The organism is Uliginosibacterium sp. TH139, assembly GCF_002855595.1.
Classification (GTDB): domain Bacteria; phylum Pseudomonadota; class Gammaproteobacteria; order Burkholderiales; family Rhodocyclaceae; genus Uliginosibacterium; species Uliginosibacterium aquaticum.
This window is the reverse complement of the sequence record NZ_PKRR01000001.1, coordinates 575,874-598,226: the sequence shown is the minus strand read 5'-3', so window position 1 is coordinate 598,226 and position 22,353 is coordinate 575,874. Positions and strand designations below refer to the sequence as shown.

The window sequence follows — 22,353 nt, the reverse complement described above, 5'->3', positions numbered from 1 at the left end:
CTTGTGAAAGCGGATCTTAGAGGCTGAGATATCTCAAACACCCGGGTTCTTTTCTGGATGCTTAGAACTTTTGGTGATATAGATCCTTAAAATTCTTGGGAACGCCGCCATGAACCTCCAGCAACTGCGCTACGTCCTCGAAGTCGCCCGTCACAATCTGTCGGTCTCTGAAGCGGCCGAGGCACTGTTCACCTCGCAGCCCGGCGTCTCCAAGCAGATCCGCCTGCTCGAAGACGAACTGGGTATCGAGATCTTCGTGCGCCACGGCAAACGCCTCACCGCCATCACCGAACCGGGCCTGCAGGTGATGGCCGTGGCCGAACGCCTGCTACGTGAGGCCGACAACCTGCGCCAGGTCGGACAGGACTTCCGCAACGAAGACGCCGGGCGCCTGGTGATCGCCACCACCCACACCCAGGCCCGCTACGCCCTGCCTCGTGTCGTAGCCGATTTCATGCGCCGCTATCCGAAGGTGCAACTGCATATCCATCAGGGCAACCCGCGCCAGATCTGCGAGCAGGTGCTCGCAGGCGAGGCGGATATCGCCATTGCCACGGAAGCCGCCAGCGATCTGCCGGATCTGGTGTTGCTGCCCTGCAAGCAATGGAACCGCAGCGTGATCGCACGCAAGGGGCACCCGATCCTGAAGGAAAGCCCACTCACTCTGGAAGCCGCCAGCCGCTTCCCGATCATCACCTACGACTCAGCCTTTGCCGGGCGCGGCCTGATCAACAAAGCCTTCCTGGCCCGTGCGCTGAAGCCCAACATCATCCTCACCGCCATCGATTCGGATGTGATCAAGACCTATGTGAACATGGACCTGGGCATCGGCATCATCGCCAGCATGGCCTTCGATCCGCTGGTAGATCGCGAACTGGCGGCCATGGATGCCTCTCACCTGTTCGAATCCTCCACTACCCGCATCGGCCTGCCGAAGAATGCCTGGCTGCGCGGCTACGCCTATGCCTTCATCGAGATGTTCGCGCCACAGTTGCAGCGCAACGTGGTGGATGCCGCGCTCAGAGGCGGTTCGGCGGCAGATCCGGGTTTGTAGGCTCGACCAGCAGGCGTGCCGTGATCAGGCCATTGATCGCGCCGAATACCGTGGCAGTGGCCGAAAACACCGGCCACAAGCCCCACAAGCCCTCATGCGGCACCAGCCAGACGCGCGCCAACAGCATCTGCCCGGCAATATGCGCAAACGCCGCGACCAGCGACAGACTCACCGCACCGAACCAGCGCCGTGGCAGCCACTGCGCCAGCCCCAACGCTGCCAGGCTCAACAGGCTGCCGGCCAGACTCAGGAAGAAGCCAGGCGCGAACAACTGACCCAGCAGCAGGCTTGCTGCAAACACCCTCAGCAGCGCTACCCAGGCCGCCTCGCGCCAGCCGTGCCGCATCAGCACCAACAGCACCACGATGTTCGCCAGGCCCGGCTTCACTCCTGGCAAGGGCGTGGGAATGGCCGCCTCCGCCACGCTCAGGGCGATGGCCGCAGCCGCGTAGCGCGCCACGCGATAGTCGGAAGCATCGGGTTGGAAGGTGATCTGTGCCATTTCAGTAACTCAGGGAATCGTAGGACTCGCTACGCCCCTGCAGTTGCAGGCTCACTTCGTTCGGCGCGCAGATGGCCGCCGCCCCGGAACGCGTCAGCCAGCCCTGCTTGACGCAATACTGGCGTGGCCCCGGATCCGAAACCACGCGCGCCCGGCCTGGCTGTACCTCGATCAAGGTTTTGCCCAGCGGCCCCATGACTTCAATGCCCCCGGGCCGATCCAACGGCAGGCTGGCCACGGTCTTGCCCCCGGCCCGTACCACTGCGAGGCTCGGGCGATCCGGCCCCCACAGCTGCAGTGCGGCCAGCACGGTAGCCGCTACGGCGACCAGCACGGTCAGGTAATCCCCGGGGCGCAGCAAGGCCAGCCAGGCACGGACAGCCATCCCTCAGGTCTTCTTCAGACCAGCATCCAGCGAGCGATGGCGCACGATCACGCGCGCCTGCTGGGCAAACTCACGCGCTAGCCACTCCGCCAGATACACCGAACGATGCTGACCGCCAGTGCAGCCGATCGCCACGGTGAAATAGCTGCGGCCGTCATGGCAGAAGCTGGGCAGCCAGTCAGCGATGAACTTGCGAATGTCCTGCGCCATGCGACGCGCGTCATCCGAAGCTTCGAGGAAGGCAATCACCGGCTGATCCAGCCCGGTCAGCGGACGCAGGGCTGGATCGTAGTAAGGATTGGGCAGACAGCGCACATCGAAGACGAAGTCCGCATCCACTGGCAGGCCATGCTTGAAGCCGAAGGACTGGAACAACAGAGTCGGCCCGACCGTTGGAGCAGACTCGATCAGCTCGCGAATCCAGGCCCGCAGCACGTTCGGATGCAGGGCGCTGGTATCGATACGTTGGCCAAGTTCGGCCACATGCGCCAGCAGCTCGCGTTCGCGATCAATGGCTTCCTTCAGCGTGGTCTGGTCTTCAGCCAGCGGGTGACGCCTGCGCGATTCGGAGTAACGCGCGATCAGGGCTTCATCACGCGCGTCAAGAAAAATGAAGCGCAGGTCGGGGACCATTCCACGCACATGGGCAATCACCTCGGGCAAGGCTTCGATGGAAGCACCTGCGCGCACATCCACCGCGACGCCGACACGTTGATAACCCTCGGCCTGCAATTGCGCGATAAGTTGCGGCAACAGGGTGGCGGGCAGGTTATCGACGCAGTAATAACCGGTGTCTTCGAGCAGCTTGAGGGCGATACTCTTGCCGGAGCCCGAAAGGCCGCTGATCAGGGTGAGTTGCATGCGGGGACCTGCTGGATGAGTCTGCGCAGAGGATAGCGAATTTCAGCGCCGCAAGGCTTGATGTATGGTCTGGTACGCGACTCGGCGTTCAGCGCAGCGCGCCAGGATCTGCTCCCGCTCGGCCGCATCGGCAGCATGCCAGCCAGTGATTTCATCCAGCGTGCGGAAGCAGCCGACGCAGGTATCGGTGCGGCCATCCAGGCAGCACTCGCGCACACAGGGTGAGGCCGGCAACTCAGCAGCCATGGTTACCAGCTCAGGTTGCGGCCGGTGTAATCAAGGAAGCAGCCGTTGTCGTCCGCACCGGCATCGGCAATCACCTGACGCAAGCCTTCCACCGATTCGCTCACACCGACCAGCGCATTCGGCCCACCCATCTCGGTACGTACCCAGCCCGGATGCAGCGCGATCACCGTTGCGCCCTGCGGCCCGTACTCGTTGGCCGCCGCCTTGACCACCATGTTCGAGGCCGCCTTGGAGCAGCGATAAGCCAGTGCGTCCGCACCGCTGGTCTCGTAGATCGACCCCATTTTTGACGACAACACCGCAATCACACCCTTGGCCTGTGCCACGCTGGGAGCCAGCACCTGAATCAGGCGCATCGGCCCGAGCACGTTGGTATGCATCACTTCATCGAAAGCCGCATCGCCGGGTGCGGCAAAACTGCCGGTGTCCGGGCCGAACACGCCGGCATTGCAGATCAACAGATCCAGTGGCTCATCGTCCAGATGCCAGCCCAGCGCGGCGACCGACTCCGGGTCCGTCACATCCAGCGCCTGCACATCCACATCTGCCGGCAGCCAGCCACGCGCCTGCTCGGGCGAGCGGCAACAGGCGATCACCCGCCAGCCCTCGGCCGCGTACTGCACGGCAAACTCCAGGCCGATGCCACGGCTGGCACCGGCAATCAGCACGGTCTTGCTCATTTCGCAGGTTCCTGTCAGCTAGAGGCATGTGCCCCTGTCATGTTCCGCCTCATTATGGGCGCTCATGTGCGGGAAGGGTAGACTCGGGCGCCCGACGTCTTGCCGCCACAGTTTGTGCGGCGCACAATCCAGCACAAGAGCCCGCCATCATGAGCCGCCTCATCGAATATCCATTCACCCTCGCCCCGGAAGCGCCGGCCCTGCTTGAAGTGGCAGCAGGTGTGCGCTGGCTGCGCATGGCCCTGCCATGGAGCCTCAATCACATCAATCTGTGGCTGCTCGACGACGGGGAAGGCGTGGCGCTGGTCGATACCGGCCTGGGCGATCCGCCCTCGCGCGGCTTATGGACAGCGGTGCTGGAACAACTCGGTCGCCCCCTCACGAAGATCATCGCCACCCACTACCATCCGGATCACCTAGGCAACGCCGAATGGCTCTCAGCCGCGACCGGAGCGCCGATCTGGATTTCGATGGCGGAATACCTGCTGGCCCATGCCCTGCACGCCCAGACCAGCGGCTTCGACATGGCCAGTCAGCACGCCCACTTCCAGCGCCACGGCCTGGACGCAGACCGGCTCGCGAAGATGAACGCGCGCGGCAACATCTACCGGCGTGGCGTGCCCACCCTGCCCAGTCGCTACCGCCGCCTGATCGACGGCGATGTGCTTGAAATCGGTGGCCGCGGCTGGCACGCCATTGCCGGCTACGGCCATTCGCCCGAGCACATCGCGCTGCACTGCGCCGAAGCCGGTCTGCTGATCTCAGGCGACATGCTGCTGCCGCGCATCTCCACCAACATCAGCGTCCCGGCCGCGATGCCCGAGGAAGACTCGGTCGGTCGCTTCCTAAGCTCGCTCGAACGCTTCCGCCCACTGCCTGCCGACACGCTGGTACTCCCTGCTCATGGCCTGCCCTTCCGGGGCATACCTGCCCGAGTGGACCAGCTCGTCGCGCACCACGCCGAACGCGATGCCACTATGCTCGCAGCGATGCGGAAATGCCGCAGTGCAGCAGAGTTGTTGCCGGTACTTTTCCCGCGCGAACTCGACCCCCACCAACTCATGTTTGCCCTGGGCGAAGCCATCGCCCACCTGAACCATCTGTGCCGGCAAGGCCGCGCCCAGCGCATTGAAGAAGCAGAGGGCCTGATCCGTTATCAGGCTCTGGATTGAAACCCCCGCTTGCTCTTTCAGGAGTTCACCATGGCAGCCCCCCAGACCGAAACGCCCAAAGCCGAACTGCCGGACCCGCAGGAAGTTGCTCGAACCTACGCTGAAGTGGCTCAACGCGCCTCCAAGCTGCTCACCGAGCACATGCAGCGCGAGAGCAAGCGCGGCATCCAGCCGCCCTCGGATGAGCTGGGCGTGGCGCAGGCCTTCCTGGACATGATGAACAAGCTGCTGGCCGACCCCTACCGCCTGGCCACGGCGCAGATGAATCTGGTGTGGGATTACTTCTCGCTGTGGCAACACTCCATGCAGCGCCTGTGGGGCCTCTCGCCAACGCCGGTGGCGGCGCCCGACAAATCCGACAAGCGTTTCAAGCATGAAGACTGGCAGGACCATTTCCTGTTCGACTTCATCAAGCAAAGCTACCTGATCACTGCCCGCCACATTCACGACACCGTATCCAGCGTCGACGGGCTGGACGAAGAGAGCCAGCAGAAGGTGAACTTCTACACGCGCCAGTACATCGACGCACTGGCCCCCTCCAACTTCGCCTTCACCAACCCGGAAGTCTTTCAGGAAACCATGCGCTCGCATGGCCAGAATCTCATCAAGGGCTTCAACAACCTCTTACGTGATGTAGAAGAAGGGGACGGCAAACTGCGCATCCGCATGACCGACACCAGCGCTTTCGAACTCGGCAAAAACGTCGCCACCACGCCGGGCAAAGTCGTGTTCCAGAACGACATGATGCAGCTCTTGCAGTACACCCCCAGCACCGCCAAGGTGAATACCCGCCCGCTGCTGATCGTGCCGCCCTGGATCAACAAGTACTACGTGCTCGACCTGCGCGACAAGAACTCCTTCATCAAGTGGGCCGTGGATCAGGGCAATACCGTGTTCGTGATCAGCTGGGTAAATCCGGATGCCCGCCATGCTGAAAAGAGTTTCGACAGCTATCTCTCCGAAGGCGTGCTGGCCGCCCTCGACGCCGTGATCGAGCAGACTGGCGTAAAAGAGGTGAATGCCGCCGGCTACTGCCTGGGCGGCACCCTGCTGGCCAGCACCCTGGCCTACATGGCCGCCAAGAAAGACAAGCGCATCGCCTCGGCGACCTTCTTCACCACCTTGCTGGACTTCTCCCAGCCGGGCGAGCTGGGCGTATTCATCGACGAGCCGCAGGTGCAAGGCCTCGAAAAGAAAATGGCCGCGCGCGGCTATCTCGAAGGCAGCGAAATGGCTACCACCTTCAACATGCTGCGTGCCAATGACCTGATCTGGTCCTTCGTGGTGAACAACTACCTGATGGGCAAGGACCCCTTCCCCTTCGACCTGCTCTACTGGAACTCGGATTCCACACGCCTGCCGGCCAAGATGCACAGCTTCTACCTGCGCAAGATGTATCTCGAGAATGCCCTCAGCGAGCCGGGTGGCATCGAGCTGTGTGGCGTGAAGATCGATCTCTCCAAAATCAACGTGCCCTGCTACTTCATCTCCACCATCGAAGACCACATCGCGCCCTGGAAGAGCACCTATCTCGGTGCGCTGCGCCTGGGCAAGACACCGCGCTTCGTGCTCGGTGGCTCCGGCCATATTGCCGGCATCGTCAACCCGCCGGTTGCCAACAAGTACGGCTTCTGGGTGCGTGAAGACGGCAAGCTGCCGGACAACAGCGAGGACTGGCTGAAGGATGCCAGCCACCAGGCCGGCTCGTGGTGGACCGACTGGCAGGCCTGGGCACAGGCACAGGATCCGGGCCAGGTTGCCGCCCGTGATCCCGCCACGGGCAAACTACCGGTGCTCGAAGATGCACCGGGTAGCTATGTGAAAGCGCGCCTGGACAAGGCACCGCGCTAAACGACGACCCCGTGTGCAAAGGGGCGCATGCCGCAAGGCTGCGCCCCCTTTCTTTGGTTTCGCCAGCCCGGCCTCAGCCCAGAGCAGTATCCAGCACCATCATAAGAACAAAACCCGCCATCAGGCCCAGTGTGGCCGGCGTCTGATGGCCATTGCGGTGGGTTTCCGGAATTACTTCGTGTGACACCACGAAGATCATCGCCCCGGCCGCCAGTCCCAGGCCCACGGGATAAGCCAAGGCAAAGCCCCCGGCCAGACCGAGCCCCAGCACGGCTCCCAGCGGCTCCATCAGACCGGACAGCATGGCCAGCAGCACGGCACGAAGATTGCCGACCCCCGCAGCCCTGAGCGCCATCACCACCGCCAGCCCTTCCGGAATATCCTGAATCGCAATCGCCGTCGCCAGCGGCAAGCCGACCGATACATCGCCACGTGCGAAGCCCACGCCCATTGCCATGCCTTCGGGCAGGTTGTGCAACGTGATCGCCAGCACGAAGAGCCACACCCGGTTCAAGCGTTCCGCGCCCGGCCCGCAATCACCGCAGCTCTCATGCGTGTGCGGCGTGAACTGGTCCAAACCCAGCATCAGCAAAACCCCAAGCCCCAGCCCCCCCGCGACCACCAACGCCCCTAATACGCCACTCCCGGTAAGCGTTTCGGCGGCAGCGATGCCCGGCAGGATCAAGGAGAAGGAGCTCGCGGCCAGCATCATCCCGGCAGCAAAACCGAGCATGCAGTCTTCCGCTTTCTGCCCCACATTACGCAGCACCAGGCCACTCGCAGCCCCCAGTGCGGTCGTGGCAAACCCCGCCAGACCGGCCAGCATGCCCTGCCGCACCCCGGGCGCCGCCACACCGGCAAACAGGCTGACAACACTCTGCACCAGCAACAGCAAGACCAGCCCCCCCGCCAGCAACAAACCCGCCGCGGTAAAAGGGTGTTTGCGCGCGTGATCCAGCCAGCTGGCACGAAAAGAGGAATTGGCAAGGGCGGTGGCGGCGGTATTCATGGCAGGCATCGAGCAAGCGGGAGAGCGTCGATTGTCGCGCCAAATGCAACTAGCCGGTGCTATTAACACGATTGCCAGCCAGCAACTGCCCACTAAGTCGCACGACTCAAAAAAACCGCAATCCCGATCAAGAAAAATCAGAATCACGTCTCTAGTGTGACCGGTAACCGGCGACTTTTCAGTCGCACGGTATCAATAATACGGAGACAAAAATGAAGAAATTCCCAGCCTTGGCAGCTTCCTTGCTGCTCAGCCTGACGCTCACTGCCTGCGGCGGTGGCGGCAGTTCAGGCGACACCGCTACCAGCAGCACAGCCAGCTCAACCAGATCCTCCGCTGCAGCCTCGAGTGGCAGCTCTCTCGCCGCCAGCTCAGCGGCGACCAGCTCCAGTTCGCTTGGCGACTCCAGCAGTTCGGCCACCTCCAGCACAGCCTCAAGCAGCGCTACGACCGGCGGCGTAACCATCCACATGCTGGGTGACTCGACGATGACGATCTATACCGAAGATCGTCGGCCGCAGATGGGCTGGGGCGAAAAGCTGCCCATGTTCTTCAATAGCAGCGTGACCGTAAAGAACTGGGCTCTGGGCGGGCGCAGCTCGCGCAGCTTCTATAACGAAGCAACCCGTTGGCCGGCAATCCTGCCCGTCATCAATGCCGGCGATTACGTAATCATCCAGTTCGCTCACAACGACCAGAAATACGGTTCGGACTACGCCGTCTATGGCACTTACGCCTTCTGCAGCGACGGCAGCGGCGACGGTGAAGCCTGCACGGGTGCAGTTGACGCACTGGATAGCAGCGCTCAGAAGAACGAGCACTCCTATTACCAGTACCTCAAGCAATATGTGTCTGAAATCAAGGCCAAGGGGGCCTACCCCATCCTGATGTCGCCCATCGTGCGCAAGTATTTCAGCGGTAGCTCAATCACGGCCGAAGGCCAGCACAATGTCGCCATCAAGGGCACCGAAACCTATGTCCGCGGTGACTACCCCGCAGCCATGAAAGCCGTGGCCACCAAGTACGGCGTGCCCTTTGTCGACCTGACCGCAGAAACCAAGACCATCGTAGAGAGCTATGGTGATACCGCTGCAACCGCCAACCTCTACATCGCCGCCGACAGCACGCACCCGCAGGTTCTCTTCGCCACGCTGATCGCCAAAAAAGCTGTCGAAGGCATGAAGAGCCTGAACATCCTGAAGCCTTACATGGTGGATGTCAGCTCGCTGGTGGCCAGCCCCAGCTCACTCGCCTGGAGCACCCGCTACGTTAATGTGGCGTCGACCAAGTCGATCACGCTCTCGGCTTTTGATCTGGCACCTGCCGCCGGAACCGTCACCGCCACATCGCCCTCCAGCGCCTTCGAGCTTTCACTCGACCAGACGACCTGGAGTAACGCGGTCACGGTGAACTACACCAACGCCGCCTTTACCAAGACGCTCTATGTGCGCTTTACGCCGACCGCGGTGCAGGACTACAGCGGCAATATCAGCTTCTCCCAGGCAGGGAGTTCGCTCGGAACCGTGGCGGTAAGCGGCAGCGGTGTAGCCGCAGGTGCGGGCGTTGACTCCTACGCCACCTGGTTTACGGCGGGGACCTCAGTGACAGCCGTGACAGATGGCCTGGTGACCGCTTCCGATGTGCTGGCCAGCGACCTGACCGCCACAACCTCGAAAGTCATCGCGGTAGATGGACAGGACACAACGGTTGCCCGCTACTCGGTGAACACCTGGGCAAGTCGGGACGAAGGCAAGTATCTGGAGTTCGCGGTCACCCCCAGCGGGGCCTTCAGCGTCTCGGCGATTTCGGCCTATCTCACCACCAGCGGTGGCTCCACCGTTGTTGCCGACATGGACTATTCCACCGACAAAGTGAGCTGGACCAAGCTCAACTCGACAACCCTGGCGTTCAGCAAGGACACCATGACAAAGCTTGAGTACAGCACCACGATTCAGGTCGCTGCAACTGGCACGCTCTACCTGCGCATTTACCCCTGGAACACCTCTGGCTCTGCCACCACCACCGGTAAATCGCTCGGCTTGTACGGCGTGAAAATCTTCGGCAAAGTTTCCCAATAAATACAACACCGACCAGCAGGCCGGGCCTTGGTGCCCGGCCTTTTTCATGATGGGCCATTGCGGTTTTCCCGAGCGGGTGCAAACCGCCTGAGCTAACTCAAGCAGGGCTTGTCCGAACTGCCCATGAGCCCCATCGAAAGCCTAAGATGCGCATACATCACCCGAGGAGAGGCTCATGCCCGTCACCCCCGAATTGCTCGATGAACTCAACACCCTGCTGCGCTTTGATCTCGATACCAATCAGCAAGGCATCAAGATTCACCATGATGCACCTGCAGCCATCGCCGCCTCCGCCCAGCGCCTGCATGACAAGGGCCTGATCACCCAGATCGACGGCGGCTATCTGACTCCGCTCGGCCGTCATGCCGCCGAACACGCCCAGACCCTGATCTCCATCCTCACCACCTCGCCCGGGCTCGGCAACACGCCCTGAGCACCGTTGCCCGGGTCCGGCCATGCCGGACTGCGGGTAAGTTCCGCTCCTTACGTCGGCCGTGCACTTCCACCGCGCCGGCCCGCAGCGCCCGCGCACGCGCCCGCTTGCAACAATCCTCCCTGACAAGAAGATGGCATCAGGGAGAAAACATGCTCAGAAATTTGCTTACGCTCACGCTGTCGCTGGGCCTGCTCGCCGCATGCGGCGGCGGCGGTGGCAGCAACGCAGGTCAGGCAGCCGGGAGTTCCACCACCAGTTCGGGGCAGAGCAGCGCAGCCGCGAGCAGCGCCGCCAGTGCCAGCTCGATGGCAGCCTCTGTTGCCAGCAGCAAAACCTCCAGCACGGCCACCCAAAGCAATGCAAGCTCCTCGGCTGCAGCAAGTTCGCTTGCTGCCTGCAGCGGCAGTTTTATGGGACACAGCAAGCTGCTGATCGGCGCACAGATGGAAGACGCTACCGCGGCGGCGGCCCCCTTCGATGTGCGCTACCGCTATCTGGCCGGCGGCATCCGCGATGCAGGCTCATGCACCGCCAGTTGCGACGGCAGTTGTGGCAGTTGGTGGGGGTGCTGGCAAGACACCAGCAAGGCACCTGGCCAGTACATTCTGAGCCATATCCAGACTACCGGCAGCGCGACCTGGCAAGGCAAGGCCCGTGCGCAGATTCCGGCCATCACTTATTACGAACTCCTGCATGGCGCGAAGACCAGCGAAGGCGCTGCGGAAGTGGCTGCCATCAACGACGCAGCCTTCCTTGCCCGCTATCTCGACGACTGGCGCTTCCTGTTGCAGACGATCGGTGGCAACCAGGCCCTGCTGCATATCGAGCCGGATTTCTGGGGTTTCGTCCGCCAGAGCAATGCTAGTCCGCAACTGGTGCCGGCCAAGGTCAGCAGCGCCAATCCGACCGATTGCGGCTCACAGGCCAACACCGCCACCGGTCTGGCCAAATGCATGATCGCCATGGTGCGCAAGTACGCCCCGAACGCCAAGGTCGGCCTGCACGCCTCACCCTGGCTCAGTGCTACAAGTGGCGACGGCATCGCCACCGGCAACTTCATGGTGGCGCTCGGCGCCGGCGATGGCGATTTCGTCGTCACCGATCCATCGGATCGCGACGCGGGCTACTACGAAAGCATTGGCCAGAACCGCTGGTGGACCGACACCAGCGCAGCCGCCTATCTGGCCTGGAGCAAAGCCGTCTCCGATACCGTGGGCAAACCCAGCGTCATGTGGCAGATCCCGCTGGGGAATGCGGCACAAACCAATACGACCAACCACTGGAAGGACAATCGTGTTGACTACCTGTTCAGCCACCTGACCGAGGTCCGCAACGCCAAGGTCGTCGCCCTGCTCTTCGGTGCCGGCGACAGCAACCAGACCACGCCGGAAAGCGACGGCGGCAACCTGATCAGCCAGACCACCAGCTATTGGCAAGCGGGTGGCACGCCGCTGTGCCAGTAAGCACGCGCTGAAAACAAAACGCCCGGACAAGTCCGGGCGTTTTTCATTCGACAGGCGGAAATTACGCAGCCTTGGTGACTTCCGCGTAGGCCCATTCCAGCCAGGGCAGCACGGCTTCCAGATCGGCGGTTTCCACCGTAGCGCCGCACCAGAAGCGCAGGCCGCTCGGGGCGTCCTTGTAAGCGCCGATGTCATACGCAACGCCTTCCTTGTCGAGCAGCTTCACCAGGGCCTTGACCTGATCCGGCGTGGCGTCGAGCGAGAAGCAGACGGAGGTGTTGGAGCGGCTGACTTCATCCTTGGCGAGGAAGTGGATCCACGGGGTCTTGGCGACGAAGCGCTCGAACACGGCAAGATTGTCGTTGCTGCGCTTGATCAGTGCTGGCACGCCGCCGATGGAATCGACCCATGCGAGGGCGTCCAGATAGTCTTCGTTGGCGATCATCGACGGAGTGTTGATGGTGGCGCCTTCGAAGATTTCGGTCATCAGCTCGCCGCCCTTGGCGATGCGGAAGATCTTCGGCAGCGGCCAGCTCGGCTTGTAGTCCTTCAGACGCGCAACCGCGCGCGGCGACAGGATCAGCATGCCGTGGGCACCTTCACCGCCGAGCACCTTCTGCCAGGAGTAGGTGACCACATCGAGTTTGTCCCACGGCATTTCCATGGCGAACACGGCGGAGGTGGCGTCACACAGGGTCAGGCCTTCGCGGTTAGCGGGAATCCAGTCGCCATTCGGCACTTTCACGCCGGAGGTAGTGCCGTTCCAGGTGAACACGATGTCGTTCTTCGGGTCCCACTGGCCGAGGTCCGGCAGCTCGCCGTAGGCGGCGCTGAAGTTGCGCACGTCCTTGAGCTTGAGCTGCTTGACGATGTCGGTCACCCAACCTTCGCCGAAGGATTCCCAGGCAAAGGTGTCCACCGGGCGGGCACCGAGCAGGTTCCACATGGCCAGCTCGAACGCACCCGTGTCAGACGCCGGCAGGATGCCTACGTGGTAGTCCGCCGGGATGCCCAGCAGGCGCTTGGTTTCGGTGATGGCCTTGGCCAGACGGGCCTTGCCCAGGGAGCTGCGGTGCGAGCGGCCGAGAATGTCCTTCGGCAGATTGGCCAACGAGTAGCCAGGACGCTTGGCGCAGGGGCCCGAAGAGAAGTTCGGCGAGTTCGGTTTGATGGTGGGTTTCACGGCAGACTCCAGTGAAGAAGGAAAATTCTGAGTCCGCCATTGTAGTCCGGCGGGCGCGGGAGGGGAAACCGCTAGCCGGCTACGATTTTTCTTGCCCCCTCTTCCGACATCCGGCCGCTTAACAAGCTGGCCTGCCCCTAAACTGGCCTGTCACGCAATCCATCTACCAGTGACCTAGGGATGCCCATGCCGGCACGTTCGTTGATCAAGACAGTCACGCTGGCCCTGCTGCTGCCTGGAATGGCAATGGCCGCGCCGCAACTGAGGCTGCATAACGCGCTGGCCAAGTGTGTGAGCATCGAGATGACGCCGCCGCAATCAAGACACCAGCAGCTGATACTGGAGGCGGATTTCCGGATCAAGCAAGCAACAGCGGCCTGTGGCTGCACCTCGATGCGAGTCGCCTGGCACAGCGAGCTTGCGGGCGAAACCCTGAGCCAAGAGCGCTTTAGTCTTTCAGGCAACACGCACAAGCGGCTGGTGCTGGGTGCAACCGACCGCACACAGGGCCTGCGCGAACTGAACCTGCATTTCAGCTGCGCAGCGGAATAAGCACGAAATGAAAACGGGAGGCCGAAGCCTCCCGCAGAGCTTTACTCAGGCTTGCCGGATCAGAAGCTCGTCACGTCCGACGGGCTGACATCACAGTAAGCAGTGTTGAAAAACTCGCCGTACTTCTCGGTCGAGCCATTGCCCTTTTCGATGCCCTTCCACTCCTCGCAGATCCGCGGCTTGGAGGTGATGGCCGAGGTCCACACCAGGCCCTTGACCTTCAGGTTACGAATCGTGGCCTTGTCGCCATAGTTACGGTTCAGGCCCACTACGGTGCTGCTGATCGTGCCATTGATGGTTACGTTGTTGATCTGCACATAGCGCGGACCGCCGTTGCTGGTGCAGTCGCCGCAGGAACGCCACAACTTGCCAACCGCGCCATAGGTGTTGAAGTTCTCGATCACAAAGGTGCTGTTCTTCGAGTTGTGCTGGAAGGTCTTGTCCTGCGCAGCATTGGCCGAGCCACCTGAGATCGTGAAGGTACCGCCCTCAGATTTGTTGGTCGCAGCATCCTCACACACGTCTTCCCACACCACATTCTCAGCTCGGCAATTGCCAGATACGCAGTGAATGCCATCGGCCGCATTGGCGTTGATGCGCACATTCTTGATGGTGGCATTCTTCAGCGTGAACAGCGGTTGCTGAGATTCGCTGCCGCCATTGCAGGAAGTCCCGACAGTGATGCCGCCGCAATCGACGGTAGCATTTTCGATGGTGCTGCCAGGCGCGCATGTATTGGTGGCAACACTGGATGCGGCGCTGCTAGCCGCCGAGCTGGCCTTGCTCGATGACGCAGCGCTGGAAGCCGTCGCACTGCTCGAAGCAGCAGCACTCGAAGCAACGCTGGATGCGCTGGAGGCACTCGAAGTGCCGGAAGGCACCGAACACTCATTGGTACCGCCAGCCACCTTGGTGCCTGTGCCGAAGGTGACTTCACCACACACGAAACTGCCCGAGAGCGTCTTGTAGGTGAATTTGTCCGCACGGCCATAAGCCACGCTCGTATTGGCCGGCACACTGCAGGTTTTACCTTCGCTGCAGATCGTGACATAACCAGCGGGGCGGTTGGCCGCCTGGGCCGCACCAATGCTTGCCAGAGCCGTCAAGCCCAGCATGAAGTACTTGATTGTCATTGCTTGTCTCCTGAGATTTATTGTCTGGCGCTCATGCGCCATTTCTTGTACTGCACCGGGGGGATGACACCCCTTCCGGTGCATTCAGGCTAGATCAGGCCTTAAAAAACGCAAACTGCGCTCGTCAGAAAGATCAAGTTTTGTGCGCTGCAAGATCAGCATGAAAGTCACGCTCAGCGAGTTTTTCAAGCTGCTAATCAGCGTGCGTTTTGCGCAGAAATCGCGCCGGCGCCGCCTTGTCGCCAGAAAATCCCGTAGAATCCGCCCCGTCATCGGGGAGTAGCCACCCGCAGCAAGCGGGCCCAGCGTCAACAGACTTGGTCGCAAGACCATGGCGCTGGGAGCCAAGCCAGGTTCGGCGAGACCTTTGACTGTTGCGGTGTCGATGCAGGTCGACGGGTCGCGGCAGTCATTGTGTTCGTCCGTCGGCCTGCCTCGTAATGACTCACATGGAAGCCTTCCTCGTCTCCACGGGCATCGTCGCCCTCGCCGAAATGGGCGACAAAACGCAGCTGCTCGCCCTCGTGCTCGCCGCACGCCTCAAGAAGCCCCTGCCGATCTGCCTGGGCATCCTTGCCGCCACTCTGGTCAATCACGCCTGCGCAGCGGCTGTCGGGCAATGGATCACCCTGCATCTCGGCGCGGATGCCATGCGCTGGATCCTCGGCGTGTCCTTCCTCGTCATGGGCGCCTGGATGCTGATCCCTGACAAGCTGGATGACGACGATGCCCCCAAGCCGGCGCGCTTCGGCGCCTTCCTGACCACCACCATCGCCTTCTTCATCGTCGAAATGGGCGACAAGACCCAAATCGCCACAGTCGCGCTGGCCGCCAAGTATTCCGCACTGGCCTGGGTGGTGGCCGGCACGACCGTCGGCATGATGCTGGCCAATGCGCCAGTGGTGTATTTCGGCGACAAGCTGACGAAGATTGTGCCGATCAAGGTCGTGCACATCGTCTGCGCGCTGATTTTCGCTGCACTGGGCATGGCCGCCCTGCTGAATCTGGGCGAAATGCTCTGATCAGAGCCAATTCTGTGCGGCTTCGAGCGCAATCAAGGCCTGCTTGCGCTCGATGCCCCAGCGATAGTCACTGAAATCTCCACTCTCACGAATCACCCGGTGGCAGGGGATCAGCGCGGCAATGGTATTGGCGCCAATCGCACTGCCAACAGCGCGGGCGGCCTGTGGCTTGCCCAGAGCACGGGCGATCTGACCATAACTGGCCAGATCGCCCGGCGGAATACGCAACAAGGCCTGCCAGACCTGAATCTGGAAATTGCTGCCACGCAGCAGCAGATGCAGGGGCGCCGAGCCCGGCAACCGCTGGAAGGCTGCATTCAGCGTGCGCTGGGCCGCATCCGGTTTATGGCACAGACGGGCTCTGGGCCATTCCTCACGCAAGACAGCCAGGGCAGCCTCTTCCGCCAGAAATTCGAGGCGGCAGATGCCCCGTGGGGTCAGGGCCACGAAAGCTTGGCCAAGGGGCGTAAGGCCGCTGCCATAGAGAATGTCCAGCCCGGCCCCGCCTTGCGCCACCTCACCGGGCGTAACGGCCTCGCAGGTCACCATCAGGTCATGCAGACGACCAGGGCCGGACAATCCGCTGGCGAGACTGGCCTCCAGGACCGAGGCGGAAGCCCGCAGGCGCCGACGCGCCTCCTGCTTGCTCAGGAACTGCAGGAAGCGCTTGGGGCTCACGCCCGCCCAGGCACTGAACAGGCGCTGCAGATGAAAGCTGGACAAGCCCAGCGCATCCGCCAGCACAGCCAGATCGGGCTGCTCGCGGGCATGTTCGCGCAGGAAGCGAATGGCCTGCGCGATGGTGGCGTAAGCCTCGCTCTGAGTGGCCGCAGAATGAATGGGGAGATCGGATGGCATGCGCGAAGTGTCGCAGCCGGTAGCGCCGGCCGCCACCCGATTCTTGCTAGAGCCCCGGCGGGCGCTGCATTTCCTCGAACACGGTGGCCGAGGTGTCGACGATGAAAGGCGTCTCCGGCAGGTTCTGATAGAACCATTCGGCGATCACCAGCTCACCTTGGCCGCGCTCGAAGGGGCCGATGTGGGCCAGGTCGCCGTTCATGAGCTTGCAGTCGAAGTAGCGCAGACGATCCTCGCCCATCAGACGGATCGAGTGGATCTTCTCCAGCGCGATGCGATCCACGCGCATCGGCCGGCTGGCCGGATTGCGGAAATACAGGAAGCCGTCGAGTACTTCGATGATGGCCACGCCCACCAGCGGCCCACGCGTGAAACGGCGCACCAGCTGATAGGCAAGGATGGCCACGATCAGACCACCCACGACTTGTTTGCCAGTGCCATCCAGATTGCCGCCTAAAAGAACGAAGGCCAGACACACCACGCCGACTGCGACACTCACCCACAGGGTGCGCTCGGCCTGCTTGACCGAGCGCTCATGCAACTTTTTGCTCATGGAATCCTTATTTTGCGAGCGGCTCGGTGCGGCCAACCAGATGCAGCACATTACCTTCTGGGTCGCGGAAGAAGAACAACTGCACGCCATTCTCCAGCGCCTTGTAGTCTTCCAGCACTTCGACGCCACGGCCCTTCAGGCGGCCAGCGCCCTCGGCCACATCCGCCGCATTCATGCGCAGCGCGATGTGACGGATACCCTGAGCGCGATAGTGCTCGGTGCCGATCTCACGCTCGGCCTGAATGAACTCGATGATCGAGCTGCCATCGGCTGCCAATACAAAGGCCGTGCCATGACCATCGTCGCGCACGATCAGCTGGAACTTGAGCGCGTCGATATACCAGGCGCGCAGCGCCTCCGGATCCCTGGCGATGATGCAGGTGTGCTCGATGCCCTGGATCAGCACGTTCTTCGGTGCGTCGGCAAGGCGTGGCGGCATCGCCAGCGAGAGGCGGTTGGGGCGCGAGATCAGGTGCAGGATGTTGCCGTCCGGATCACGGAAGTGATAAGTCGCCAGACCTTCCGGGAACTGGTGTGGCGTTTTGCCAATGGTTTCCACGCCGCTTTCGCCCAGGCGATGCACCGCCTCACCAAAATCATGCGCATCCACCGCCAGCGCGATGTGGCGCAAGCCGCTGTCCTTGACCTGGGGCTTGCCGGCACACAGCGAAGGCTCCTGGCTCGGCACCAGCTCGATCATCGAGCCGTTGGCCATGAGCAGGAAATACACACCTGCGCCGTTATCCAAGATGCACTTCATGTCGAGATTCTTCACATACCAGTCACGCAGGCGCGTGGTGTCGGCAGAAAAAACCGCAACGTGTTCGATGCCCTGATAGATCGCCATGGAATTGCCTCGGGAAACGGGTGGGTGGCAGCAGCCTGGCAAACCGCGCCCGGCTGTCCGTGAAATGCTTCGGAAGCTTGCTGCGCGCAATCCTAGCTTTTTTTCGCGATCTCGTAACGCGGCAAGCGCAAACTGATTGCAATGCTCAGCGCGGCCATGATCGCGCAGAGCACGAAGCCAAGGTGGATTCCGCCCACCAGTGCGTGACGCGCCTGCTCGATCAGCGCCGCTGCATCAAAGCCCAGCCTGCCCGCCAGCTCGGCCAACGCCTGCTGATCAGCCGCCCGGATCAGAATCTGTGGCGTATCCATCAGGCTCTCCAGTGCCGCTGACTCCAGCTTCAGGGCTGCCACCGCCCCTCCTGCATCGTGCGCGTAGCGGGCATTGACCATCACGCCAGCGATGCCCACGCCGAGCATGCTGCCGATCATCCGGGTGGTCTGGATCAGCGCCGAGCCCACGCCCAGATCACGCTTGCCCGCCACGGCCATCATCTGCAGGGTCAGGTTGGGCAGTTGGAAGCCCAGGCTGAAGCCGCACAGGGCAAATTGCAGCAGGATCTGCCAGTTCGGCGCGCCCGGCCCGAGCAGACTCAGGCACAGGCAGCTGACCAGCGTGCCGATCTGGCCCCAGGCAATCACCCGCTCGGCGCGCGCCACGCGCGGCAGAATGCGGCCATTCACGATGCTGCCGAGCGTGATGCACACCAGCAGCGGCGTCATCAGATAACCGGCCTGTTTGGGTGAGAAGCCAAAACCGCCTTGCAGCAGCAGCGGCGAGTAGAACACCAGCACGAACATCGACAACCCGGTCAGCAAGCCCAGGGCCATCAGTTTCAGCGCATCACGATTGGCGAAGAGGCGCGGCGGAATGATCGGCGAAGCGGAATGGTGCTGATGCCACACGAAGAGCGCCCCGCAAAAGATGGCGCCCAACATCAAGGCCGGGCCACGCCAGTCGGCAAAGCCATGGGTCTGGATCGCTTCCGAGCCGAGCAACAGGGTCGTCACACTCACCGCCAGCAGCAGGGCACCGAGCCAGTCGATGCTGCGGTCGCCCTCCTCGTGATGCACGATGTGGGGCAGATAGCGCCACACCATAGGCAGCGCCAGCACGGCCACCGGCAGATTGATGGTGAACACCGAACGCCAGCCGAAATGCTCAGTGAGCCAGCCACCCAGGGTCGGCCCGAGCGCCGAGGCCACGCCGAAACTGGCCGACAGCAGCACCTGCCAGCGCACGCGCTGGGCGCGGTCCGGGAACAGATCCGGTACGCAGGCAAAAGCCACGCCCACCAGCATGCCACCGCCGATGCCCTGCAGACCGCGCGCCAGCATCAGCTGCGTCATGCTGCCGGCGAAGCCGCAGGCTGCCGAAGTGACCGTAAAAGTGATGATCGCCGCCAGCACGAAAGGCTTGCGGCCATACAGATCGCCGAGCCGCCCGGCAATCGGAATCGTGATTGCGCTGCCCAGTAGATAGGCCGAGGCGATCCACGGATAGAGATCGTAGCCCTGCAGCTCGGCCACGATGCGCGGCATCGCGGTGCCGACCACGGTCGAATCCAGCGCAATCAGGATGATCACCAGACAGATGCCCAGCATTGCGGCCAGCGAGGCACGGAAAGAGCGGGGTGCATGTTCCATTTCAGAGCTCCTCGCTGCGGACTCGCAGCCCTTGCACTAGGGACTCCAGCGCGGCTCCGATCAAGCCATGCTGATCATCCGGAATGCCGGCAAACAAGCCCTCGGTCCGCGCGGTAAGCAGCGCATCGAACTTGCGCGCCTCGGCCAGTCCGGTCTTAGTCAGGTGCAGTTGCAGGCAACGCCGGTCCTCTGGCAAGGGCTCGCGCGTGACCAGCCCTTCCTCCACAAAGCGATCCACGATGCGGCTGATCCAGCTCTTGTCCAGCCCGGCCACGCGCCCAAACTCCCCCTGCGTCAGCGGCCCGCTGCGCAGCAGAAGCATCAGCAAGCGATGGTGCTGTGAATAGCCCAGCGCGTGCGTGTGGCGGCGCTGGTCGAGAAGATAGAGACGGATGAGTTCTCGCAGCTGCTGAGCGAGAACCTGCTTTGGATCGAGGGAGTGCATGGGGAGATTCTTTGGTTGCTATACGCAACAGTCTAGCAAGATGGTTGCTAATAACAACCGTCTTAACCTTCCATTAAGAGTCACCTCCACTGCGCGAACGCCTCGTAATGTTGGTAAAAATAAAGTCTGTAACAGTAAAAACTAGTCTGTAACAAGATACGGGCGAGAACGGAATTACGAGACGTGTCAGTAGAGACGAGGAGGGTTAAAGCGAACTCTGCCAATTATGTTGGGCCGCTCTTAACCGACAAATCTGGCTGAGTGACCTAGCGTCTCTACATTTTTCAACGACCACTTCCGACCCACTGCGGACGGTCGGGAAAGTGAAAGGCGGGCGTTCAGGTGTACGGAGTGCAAACTCCGCCACCACGGATCACCGCATGCGGTGGAGTTTCACTCCACCCTGCTACTGCGCCGTACGAGGTACTTGCTTAATTGAACCCGCACTCACTATCTTTGAAGCCCTCACCATGAAGAAGGCTGATTAAACCCTGTGGCCCAAGCATGTGTAGCGCCCCAACAAGAACGAGAACGTTCCCACTGGGAATGTAACTAAGTATTGCTTCTAACATATTTGAATTCCGCGCGGGCAGCGCAAAGGCTTCATAAAGTCCAGATCGCCTAGAGAAATCATACGTATCGCGAAGACAATCAATTGTTTTGCAACGCGAGGCGCTTACACCTAAATCAGCATATTTCTCAATACATAAGGGATCACGGGAGCACGTCAAAGTTCTCTATAGCCCTTGAATAATCTTGCTGTGGCACCCCTTCAAGCGCATCCAAATACCGGAATAGCTCCTCAAGCTGAGCTGTTTTTACCCCCAACTCCTGGGCTTTCTTATCGATCTGTCGTCCTAAGCCAATATCGTTCGGTGAAACACTTGTCTGCGGTTTTGTAAGCCCGAGATCAATCACGCTCTTCGCATACACCCGCTCCACCAAAGCTCCGCTTGCCGCCACCCCTGCCACTTTCGTCGCATCCACTTTAAAATACTCTGAAAGCTCTATGACAAGCGATTCAGACAACACCTCTCGGAGCAATCGTGGGGAACGTTTGCGCATTGCCGTTAGCTCCTCTGGGCGAGGAGTGACGCGCCCCTCCAAAAGTACAACATCAATACCCGCCAGAACACCAGGAGGTAAAGTCGGGGGGGATTCTGGTTTGTGTGTTTCACCTGCAATGCGGATCTCGCGATTGCTGGCATCTCGCAAGCAGGCATAAATCTCCGAACTGCCATAACACACAGAAGAAATAACCTGCAAAAAAAAACAAACCAGGCAAAAATAAATATTTCATTGCGCGTGAATCCATTTCAGAGAAATCGGCCTGTCACCAAACAATGAATATCCCCGGGTTTGGTAGAGGCCGGGCGACGGCATTGTGCGTTACTGCAGCACTTCAAGCGGCGGGGTTGAACGGCTGAATTGGCCGAGTTGCACGCGCAGGCTGTCTGGCTGGTTTCAAAGTGAAGCGGTCACCTGAATGCCCGCTCTGCGGAAGGCGCAACAGGCTGCTCCTGGCCGACTTGCGCCTGATTGTACCCACTCATTATCTATCCCGCATCAACCAGACCGCCAGCGGCTGCTTTCCCATTCCACGTCTGGATCAACCCGACCCGGAGCGGACGATCAGACTATTTGAAAGCGGACGTTTGAACGTTTGACGTGAGGGGCCGCCGTAGCGGCGAAGCCGCGAAGGGAACCCACAAGCGCAGCTTGTGGGCGGTCCCTCTCGACGGAGTGGTTAGGCGGATTTTTCATGGTCTCCATCGTGCAGGGGGAGTAGGCTTTCCCAAAGAATGGAAATCAATGCGATCAACAGCGCTATATCTCCAAGCAGAAAAATTGAGGCGCCAAACATGGCTGCACCTAATGGATTTGCTCCTCCACCCACGGCGGCCGAAAACATGCCGATAGCTAGGAAAAAGAGGCTGTAGCCAGCGAACGATAGCCAGGCCGCCGTTTTGCCAACTCTTATACGGCGACTAACGGCTTGCGGCCAAGACAATACAAAGGCCACAAAAACTGTTAAAAAGAAAAAAACAATCGTAGGTGCCCCCGGATTCTTTGTTGCCAACGCGAACCCTTGAGAAGCTAAAGCGGCAAGACAAAGACTTACGGATATTGAACGGAATAACCGATTATCAGTTATGAAATCGAAGGTTGATAGCGCCGGCCTCTGCGATTCAAACGACGACAATGTTAATCCGCACTTGGCGCATAACGCAGCTGTGCCGAAATTCATCGTATTACAATCTTGGCATCTCCAGTCTTTAACCACCATTTTTGCCTAACGTTTGACATGAGGGGCGGACAAGGGCGTAGCCCTTGGACGTCCCTCTCGATGGAAGGGTTAGGCGCCATGGTGCTTGCA

At 61.2% G+C, this 22,353-nt stretch carries 24 protein-coding genes and 1 riboswitch; of the genes, 8 read left to right on the top strand and 16 right to left on the bottom strand.

Features of this window, described 5'->3' with window-relative positions:
• Positions 1-109 precede the first annotated feature (109 nt).
• Positions 110-1,054: a CysB family HTH-type transcriptional regulator gene (locus tag C0V76_RS02775; protein ID WP_101940810.1), complete on the top strand. Its 945-nt coding sequence runs from the start codon at positions 110-112 to the stop codon at positions 1,052-1,054.
• Here C0V76_RS02775 and C0V76_RS02770 read toward each other — a convergent pair.
• The 5 genes from C0V76_RS02770 to C0V76_RS02750 are packed head-to-tail and all read right to left on the bottom strand — an operon-like array spanning position 1,020 to position 3,728.
• Entirely contained in the window at positions 1,020-1,556 is a 537-nt protein-coding gene (locus tag C0V76_RS02770) for a Gx transporter family protein (protein ID WP_101940809.1), read from the bottom strand. The genes C0V76_RS02775 and C0V76_RS02770 overlap by 35 nt on opposite strands.
• A gap of 1 nt (position 1,557) precedes the next feature.
• Positions 1,558-1,941, bottom strand: a complete 384-nt coding sequence (locus tag C0V76_RS02765) for a NusG domain II-containing protein (RefSeq protein WP_101940808.1) — start codon at positions 1,939-1,941, stop codon at positions 1,558-1,560.
• Positions 1,942-1,944: 3 nt separating this feature from the next.
• On the bottom strand, positions 1,945-2,802 hold the full coding sequence (rapZ, locus tag C0V76_RS02760) for an RNase adapter RapZ (protein WP_101940807.1): 858 nt from the start codon (positions 2,800-2,802) through the stop codon (positions 1,945-1,947).
• Positions 2,803-2,844: 42 nt separating this feature from the next.
• Positions 2,845-3,048 (bottom strand): DUF1289 domain-containing protein, encoded by a 204-nt coding sequence (locus C0V76_RS02755; RefSeq protein WP_101940806.1) that lies wholly within the window; start codon positions 3,046-3,048, stop codon positions 2,845-2,847.
• A gap of 2 nt (positions 3,049-3,050) precedes the next feature.
• The gene (locus C0V76_RS02750; RefSeq protein ID WP_101940805.1) at positions 3,051-3,728 is read right to left on the bottom strand and encodes an SDR family oxidoreductase; all 678 of its coding nucleotides are present in this window, start codon (positions 3,726-3,728) and stop codon (positions 3,051-3,053) included.
• A 149-nt stretch (positions 3,729-3,877) separates the two neighbouring features.
• On the opposite strand from C0V76_RS02750, the gene C0V76_RS02745 reads away from it, so the two are divergent.
• Together C0V76_RS02745 and C0V76_RS02740 are read left to right on the top strand one after the other, a co-directional pair.
• On the top strand, positions 3,878-4,900 hold the full coding sequence (locus C0V76_RS02745; RefSeq protein ID WP_101940804.1) for an MBL fold metallo-hydrolase: 1,023 nt from the start codon (positions 3,878-3,880) through the stop codon (positions 4,898-4,900).
• Positions 4,901-4,930: 30 nt separating this feature from the next.
• Positions 4,931-6,751: an alpha/beta hydrolase gene (locus tag C0V76_RS02740; protein WP_101940803.1), complete on the top strand. Its 1,821-nt coding sequence runs from the start codon at positions 4,931-4,933 to the stop codon at positions 6,749-6,751.
• A 73-nt stretch (positions 6,752-6,824) separates the two neighbouring features.
• Here the strand turns inward: C0V76_RS02740 and C0V76_RS02735 are convergent, their stop codons facing one another.
• Positions 6,825-7,760 carry a ZIP family metal transporter gene (locus C0V76_RS02735; RefSeq protein ID WP_216821628.1) on the bottom strand — a complete coding sequence of 312 codons (936 nt, stop codon included), beginning with the start codon at positions 7,758-7,760 and terminating at the stop codon, positions 6,825-6,827.
• Positions 7,761-7,972: 212 nt separating this feature from the next.
• On the opposite strand from C0V76_RS02735, the gene C0V76_RS02730 reads away from it, so the two are divergent.
• From C0V76_RS02730 to C0V76_RS02720, 3 genes are all read left to right on the top strand, one after another.
• The gene (locus tag C0V76_RS02730) at positions 7,973-9,838 is read left to right on the top strand and encodes a GDSL-type esterase/lipase family protein (RefSeq protein ID WP_101940801.1); all 1,866 of its coding nucleotides are present in this window, start codon (positions 7,973-7,975) and stop codon (positions 9,836-9,838) included.
• A gap of 175 nt (positions 9,839-10,013) precedes the next feature.
• The gene (locus tag C0V76_RS02725; protein WP_101940800.1) at positions 10,014-10,271 is read left to right on the top strand and encodes a TIGR02647 family protein; all 258 of its coding nucleotides are present in this window, start codon (positions 10,014-10,016) and stop codon (positions 10,269-10,271) included.
• A 152-nt stretch (positions 10,272-10,423) separates the two neighbouring features.
• The gene (locus tag C0V76_RS02720; RefSeq protein ID WP_254048176.1) at positions 10,424-11,737 is read left to right on the top strand and encodes a hypothetical protein; all 1,314 of its coding nucleotides are present in this window, start codon (positions 10,424-10,426) and stop codon (positions 11,735-11,737) included.
• Between the two features lie 61 nt (positions 11,738-11,798).
• On the opposite strand, the gene C0V76_RS02715 is transcribed toward C0V76_RS02720, so the two are convergent.
• Entirely contained in the window at positions 11,799-12,920 is a 1,122-nt protein-coding gene (locus C0V76_RS02715; protein WP_101940798.1) for a phosphoserine transaminase, read from the bottom strand.
• A 180-nt stretch (positions 12,921-13,100) separates the two neighbouring features.
• Between C0V76_RS02715 and C0V76_RS02710 the strand changes: the two genes are divergently transcribed.
• Positions 13,101-13,472: a DUF2195 family protein gene (locus C0V76_RS02710; RefSeq protein ID WP_101940797.1), complete on the top strand. Its 372-nt coding sequence runs from the start codon at positions 13,101-13,103 to the stop codon at positions 13,470-13,472.
• Positions 13,473-13,531: 59 nt separating this feature from the next.
• Here C0V76_RS02710 and C0V76_RS02705 read toward each other — a convergent pair whose 3' ends face one another.
• Positions 13,532-14,605 (bottom strand): pectate lyase, encoded by a 1,074-nt coding sequence (locus C0V76_RS02705; RefSeq protein ID WP_216821627.1) that lies wholly within the window; start codon positions 14,603-14,605, stop codon positions 13,532-13,534.
• A gap of 262 nt (positions 14,606-14,867) precedes the next feature.
• Positions 14,868-15,041, top strand: a riboswitch (yybP-ykoY riboswitch).
• A 13-nt stretch (positions 15,042-15,054) separates the two neighbouring features.
• Here C0V76_RS02705 and C0V76_RS02700 point away from each other — a divergent pair.
• Complete coding sequence (locus C0V76_RS02700; RefSeq protein WP_101940796.1) at positions 15,055-15,627, top strand: TMEM165/GDT1 family protein; 573 nt, start codon at positions 15,055-15,057, stop codon at positions 15,625-15,627.
• On the opposite strand, the gene C0V76_RS02695 is transcribed toward C0V76_RS02700, so the two are convergent.
• The 8 genes from C0V76_RS02695 to C0V76_RS19470 all read right to left on the bottom strand — a co-directional run bounded on the left by C0V76_RS02695 (position 15,628) and on the right by C0V76_RS19470 (position 22,224).
• A complete protein-coding gene (locus C0V76_RS02695) occupies positions 15,628-16,485 on the bottom strand; it encodes a methylated-DNA--[protein]-cysteine S-methyltransferase (protein ID WP_101941034.1) in 858 nt (285 codons plus the stop codon). It lies immediately after the preceding gene.
• A gap of 46 nt (positions 16,486-16,531) precedes the next feature.
• Positions 16,532-17,038, bottom strand: coding sequence for a hypothetical protein (locus C0V76_RS02690; protein ID WP_101940795.1), 507 nt, complete (start codon positions 17,036-17,038; stop codon positions 16,532-16,534).
• Between the two features lie 7 nt (positions 17,039-17,045).
• Positions 17,046-17,885 (bottom strand): VOC family protein, encoded by an 840-nt coding sequence (locus C0V76_RS02685; RefSeq protein ID WP_101940794.1) that lies wholly within the window; start codon positions 17,883-17,885, stop codon positions 17,046-17,048.
• Between the two features lie 92 nt (positions 17,886-17,977).
• Positions 17,978-19,531, bottom strand: coding sequence for an MFS transporter (locus tag C0V76_RS02680; RefSeq protein WP_101940793.1), 1,554 nt, complete (start codon positions 19,529-19,531; stop codon positions 17,978-17,980).
• A gap of 1 nt (position 19,532) precedes the next feature.
• Positions 19,533-19,976: a MarR family winged helix-turn-helix transcriptional regulator gene (locus C0V76_RS02675; protein ID WP_101940792.1), complete on the bottom strand. Its 444-nt coding sequence runs from the start codon at positions 19,974-19,976 to the stop codon at positions 19,533-19,535.
• Positions 19,977-20,407: 431 nt separating this feature from the next.
• Positions 20,408-20,707, bottom strand: a complete 300-nt coding sequence (locus C0V76_RS20420) for a TraB/GumN family protein (protein ID WP_371459959.1) — start codon at positions 20,705-20,707, stop codon at positions 20,408-20,410.
• On the bottom strand, positions 20,691-21,191 hold the full coding sequence (locus C0V76_RS02665) for a hypothetical protein (protein WP_158239117.1): 501 nt from the start codon (positions 21,189-21,191) through the stop codon (positions 20,691-20,693). Before C0V76_RS02665 ends, C0V76_RS20420 begins: the two co-directional genes overlap by 17 nt.
• Before the next feature lie 532 nt (positions 21,192-21,723).
• A complete protein-coding gene (locus C0V76_RS19470) occupies positions 21,724-22,224 on the bottom strand; it encodes a hypothetical protein (protein WP_143707330.1) in 501 nt (166 codons plus the stop codon).
• Positions 22,225-22,353: the final 129 nt, after the last annotated feature.

What these genes read in the sequence shown, in the direction of transcription:
- C0V76_RS02720 (WP_254048176.1), top strand. Translation starts at nt 10,424, where the DNA reads ATGCTCAGAAATTTGCTTACGCTCACGCTGTCGCTGGGCCTGCTCGCC.
- C0V76_RS02755 (WP_101940806.1), bottom strand. Translation starts at nt 3,048, where the DNA reads ATGGCTGCTGAGTTGCCGGCCTCACCCTGTGTGCGCGAGTGCTGCCTG.
- C0V76_RS02735 (WP_216821628.1), bottom strand. Translation starts at nt 7,760, where the DNA reads ATGAATACCGCCGCCACCGCCCTTGCCAATTCCTCTTTTCGTGCCAGC.
- C0V76_RS02685 (WP_101940794.1), bottom strand. Translation starts at nt 17,885, where the DNA reads ATGGCGATCTATCAGGGCATCGAACACGTTGCGGTTTTTTCTGCCGAC.
- C0V76_RS02730 (WP_101940801.1), top strand. Translation starts at nt 7,973, where the DNA reads ATGAAGAAATTCCCAGCCTTGGCAGCTTCCTTGCTGCTCAGCCTGACG.
- C0V76_RS02705 (WP_216821627.1), bottom strand. Translation starts at nt 14,605, where the DNA reads ATGACAATCAAGTACTTCATGCTGGGCTTGACGGCTCTGGCAAGCATT.
- C0V76_RS02740 (WP_101940803.1), top strand. Translation starts at nt 4,931, where the DNA reads ATGGCAGCCCCCCAGACCGAAACGCCCAAAGCCGAACTGCCGGACCCG.
- C0V76_RS02765 (WP_101940808.1), bottom strand. Translation starts at nt 1,941, where the DNA reads ATGGCTGTCCGTGCCTGGCTGGCCTTGCTGCGCCCCGGGGATTACCTG.
- C0V76_RS02750 (WP_101940805.1), bottom strand. Translation starts at nt 3,728, where the DNA reads ATGAGCAAGACCGTGCTGATTGCCGGTGCCAGCCGTGGCATCGGCCTG.
- C0V76_RS02710 (WP_101940797.1), top strand. Translation starts at nt 13,101, where the DNA reads ATGCCCATGCCGGCACGTTCGTTGATCAAGACAGTCACGCTGGCCCTG.
- rapZ (WP_101940807.1), bottom strand. Translation starts at nt 2,802, where the DNA reads ATGCAACTCACCCTGATCAGCGGCCTTTCGGGCTCCGGCAAGAGTATC.
- C0V76_RS19470 (WP_143707330.1), bottom strand. Translation starts at nt 22,224, where the DNA reads ATGAATTTCGGCACAGCTGCGTTATGCGCCAAGTGCGGATTAACATTG.
- C0V76_RS02680 (WP_101940793.1), bottom strand. Translation starts at nt 19,531, where the DNA reads ATGGAACATGCACCCCGCTCTTTCCGTGCCTCGCTGGCCGCAATGCTG.
- C0V76_RS02775 (WP_101940810.1), top strand. Translation starts at nt 110, where the DNA reads ATGAACCTCCAGCAACTGCGCTACGTCCTCGAAGTCGCCCGTCACAAT.
- C0V76_RS02725 (WP_101940800.1), top strand. Translation starts at nt 10,014, where the DNA reads ATGCCCGTCACCCCCGAATTGCTCGATGAACTCAACACCCTGCTGCGC.
- C0V76_RS02695 (WP_101941034.1), bottom strand. Translation starts at nt 16,485, where the DNA reads ATGCCATCCGATCTCCCCATTCATTCTGCGGCCACTCAGAGCGAGGCT.
- C0V76_RS02745 (WP_101940804.1), top strand. Translation starts at nt 3,878, where the DNA reads ATGAGCCGCCTCATCGAATATCCATTCACCCTCGCCCCGGAAGCGCCG.
- C0V76_RS02690 (WP_101940795.1), bottom strand. Translation starts at nt 17,038, where the DNA reads ATGAGCAAAAAGTTGCATGAGCGCTCGGTCAAGCAGGCCGAGCGCACC.
- C0V76_RS02675 (WP_101940792.1), bottom strand. Translation starts at nt 19,976, where the DNA reads ATGCACTCCCTCGATCCAAAGCAGGTTCTCGCTCAGCAGCTGCGAGAA.
- C0V76_RS02770 (WP_101940809.1), bottom strand. Translation starts at nt 1,556, where the DNA reads ATGGCACAGATCACCTTCCAACCCGATGCTTCCGACTATCGCGTGGCG.
- C0V76_RS02700 (WP_101940796.1), top strand. Translation starts at nt 15,055, where the DNA reads ATGGAAGCCTTCCTCGTCTCCACGGGCATCGTCGCCCTCGCCGAAATG.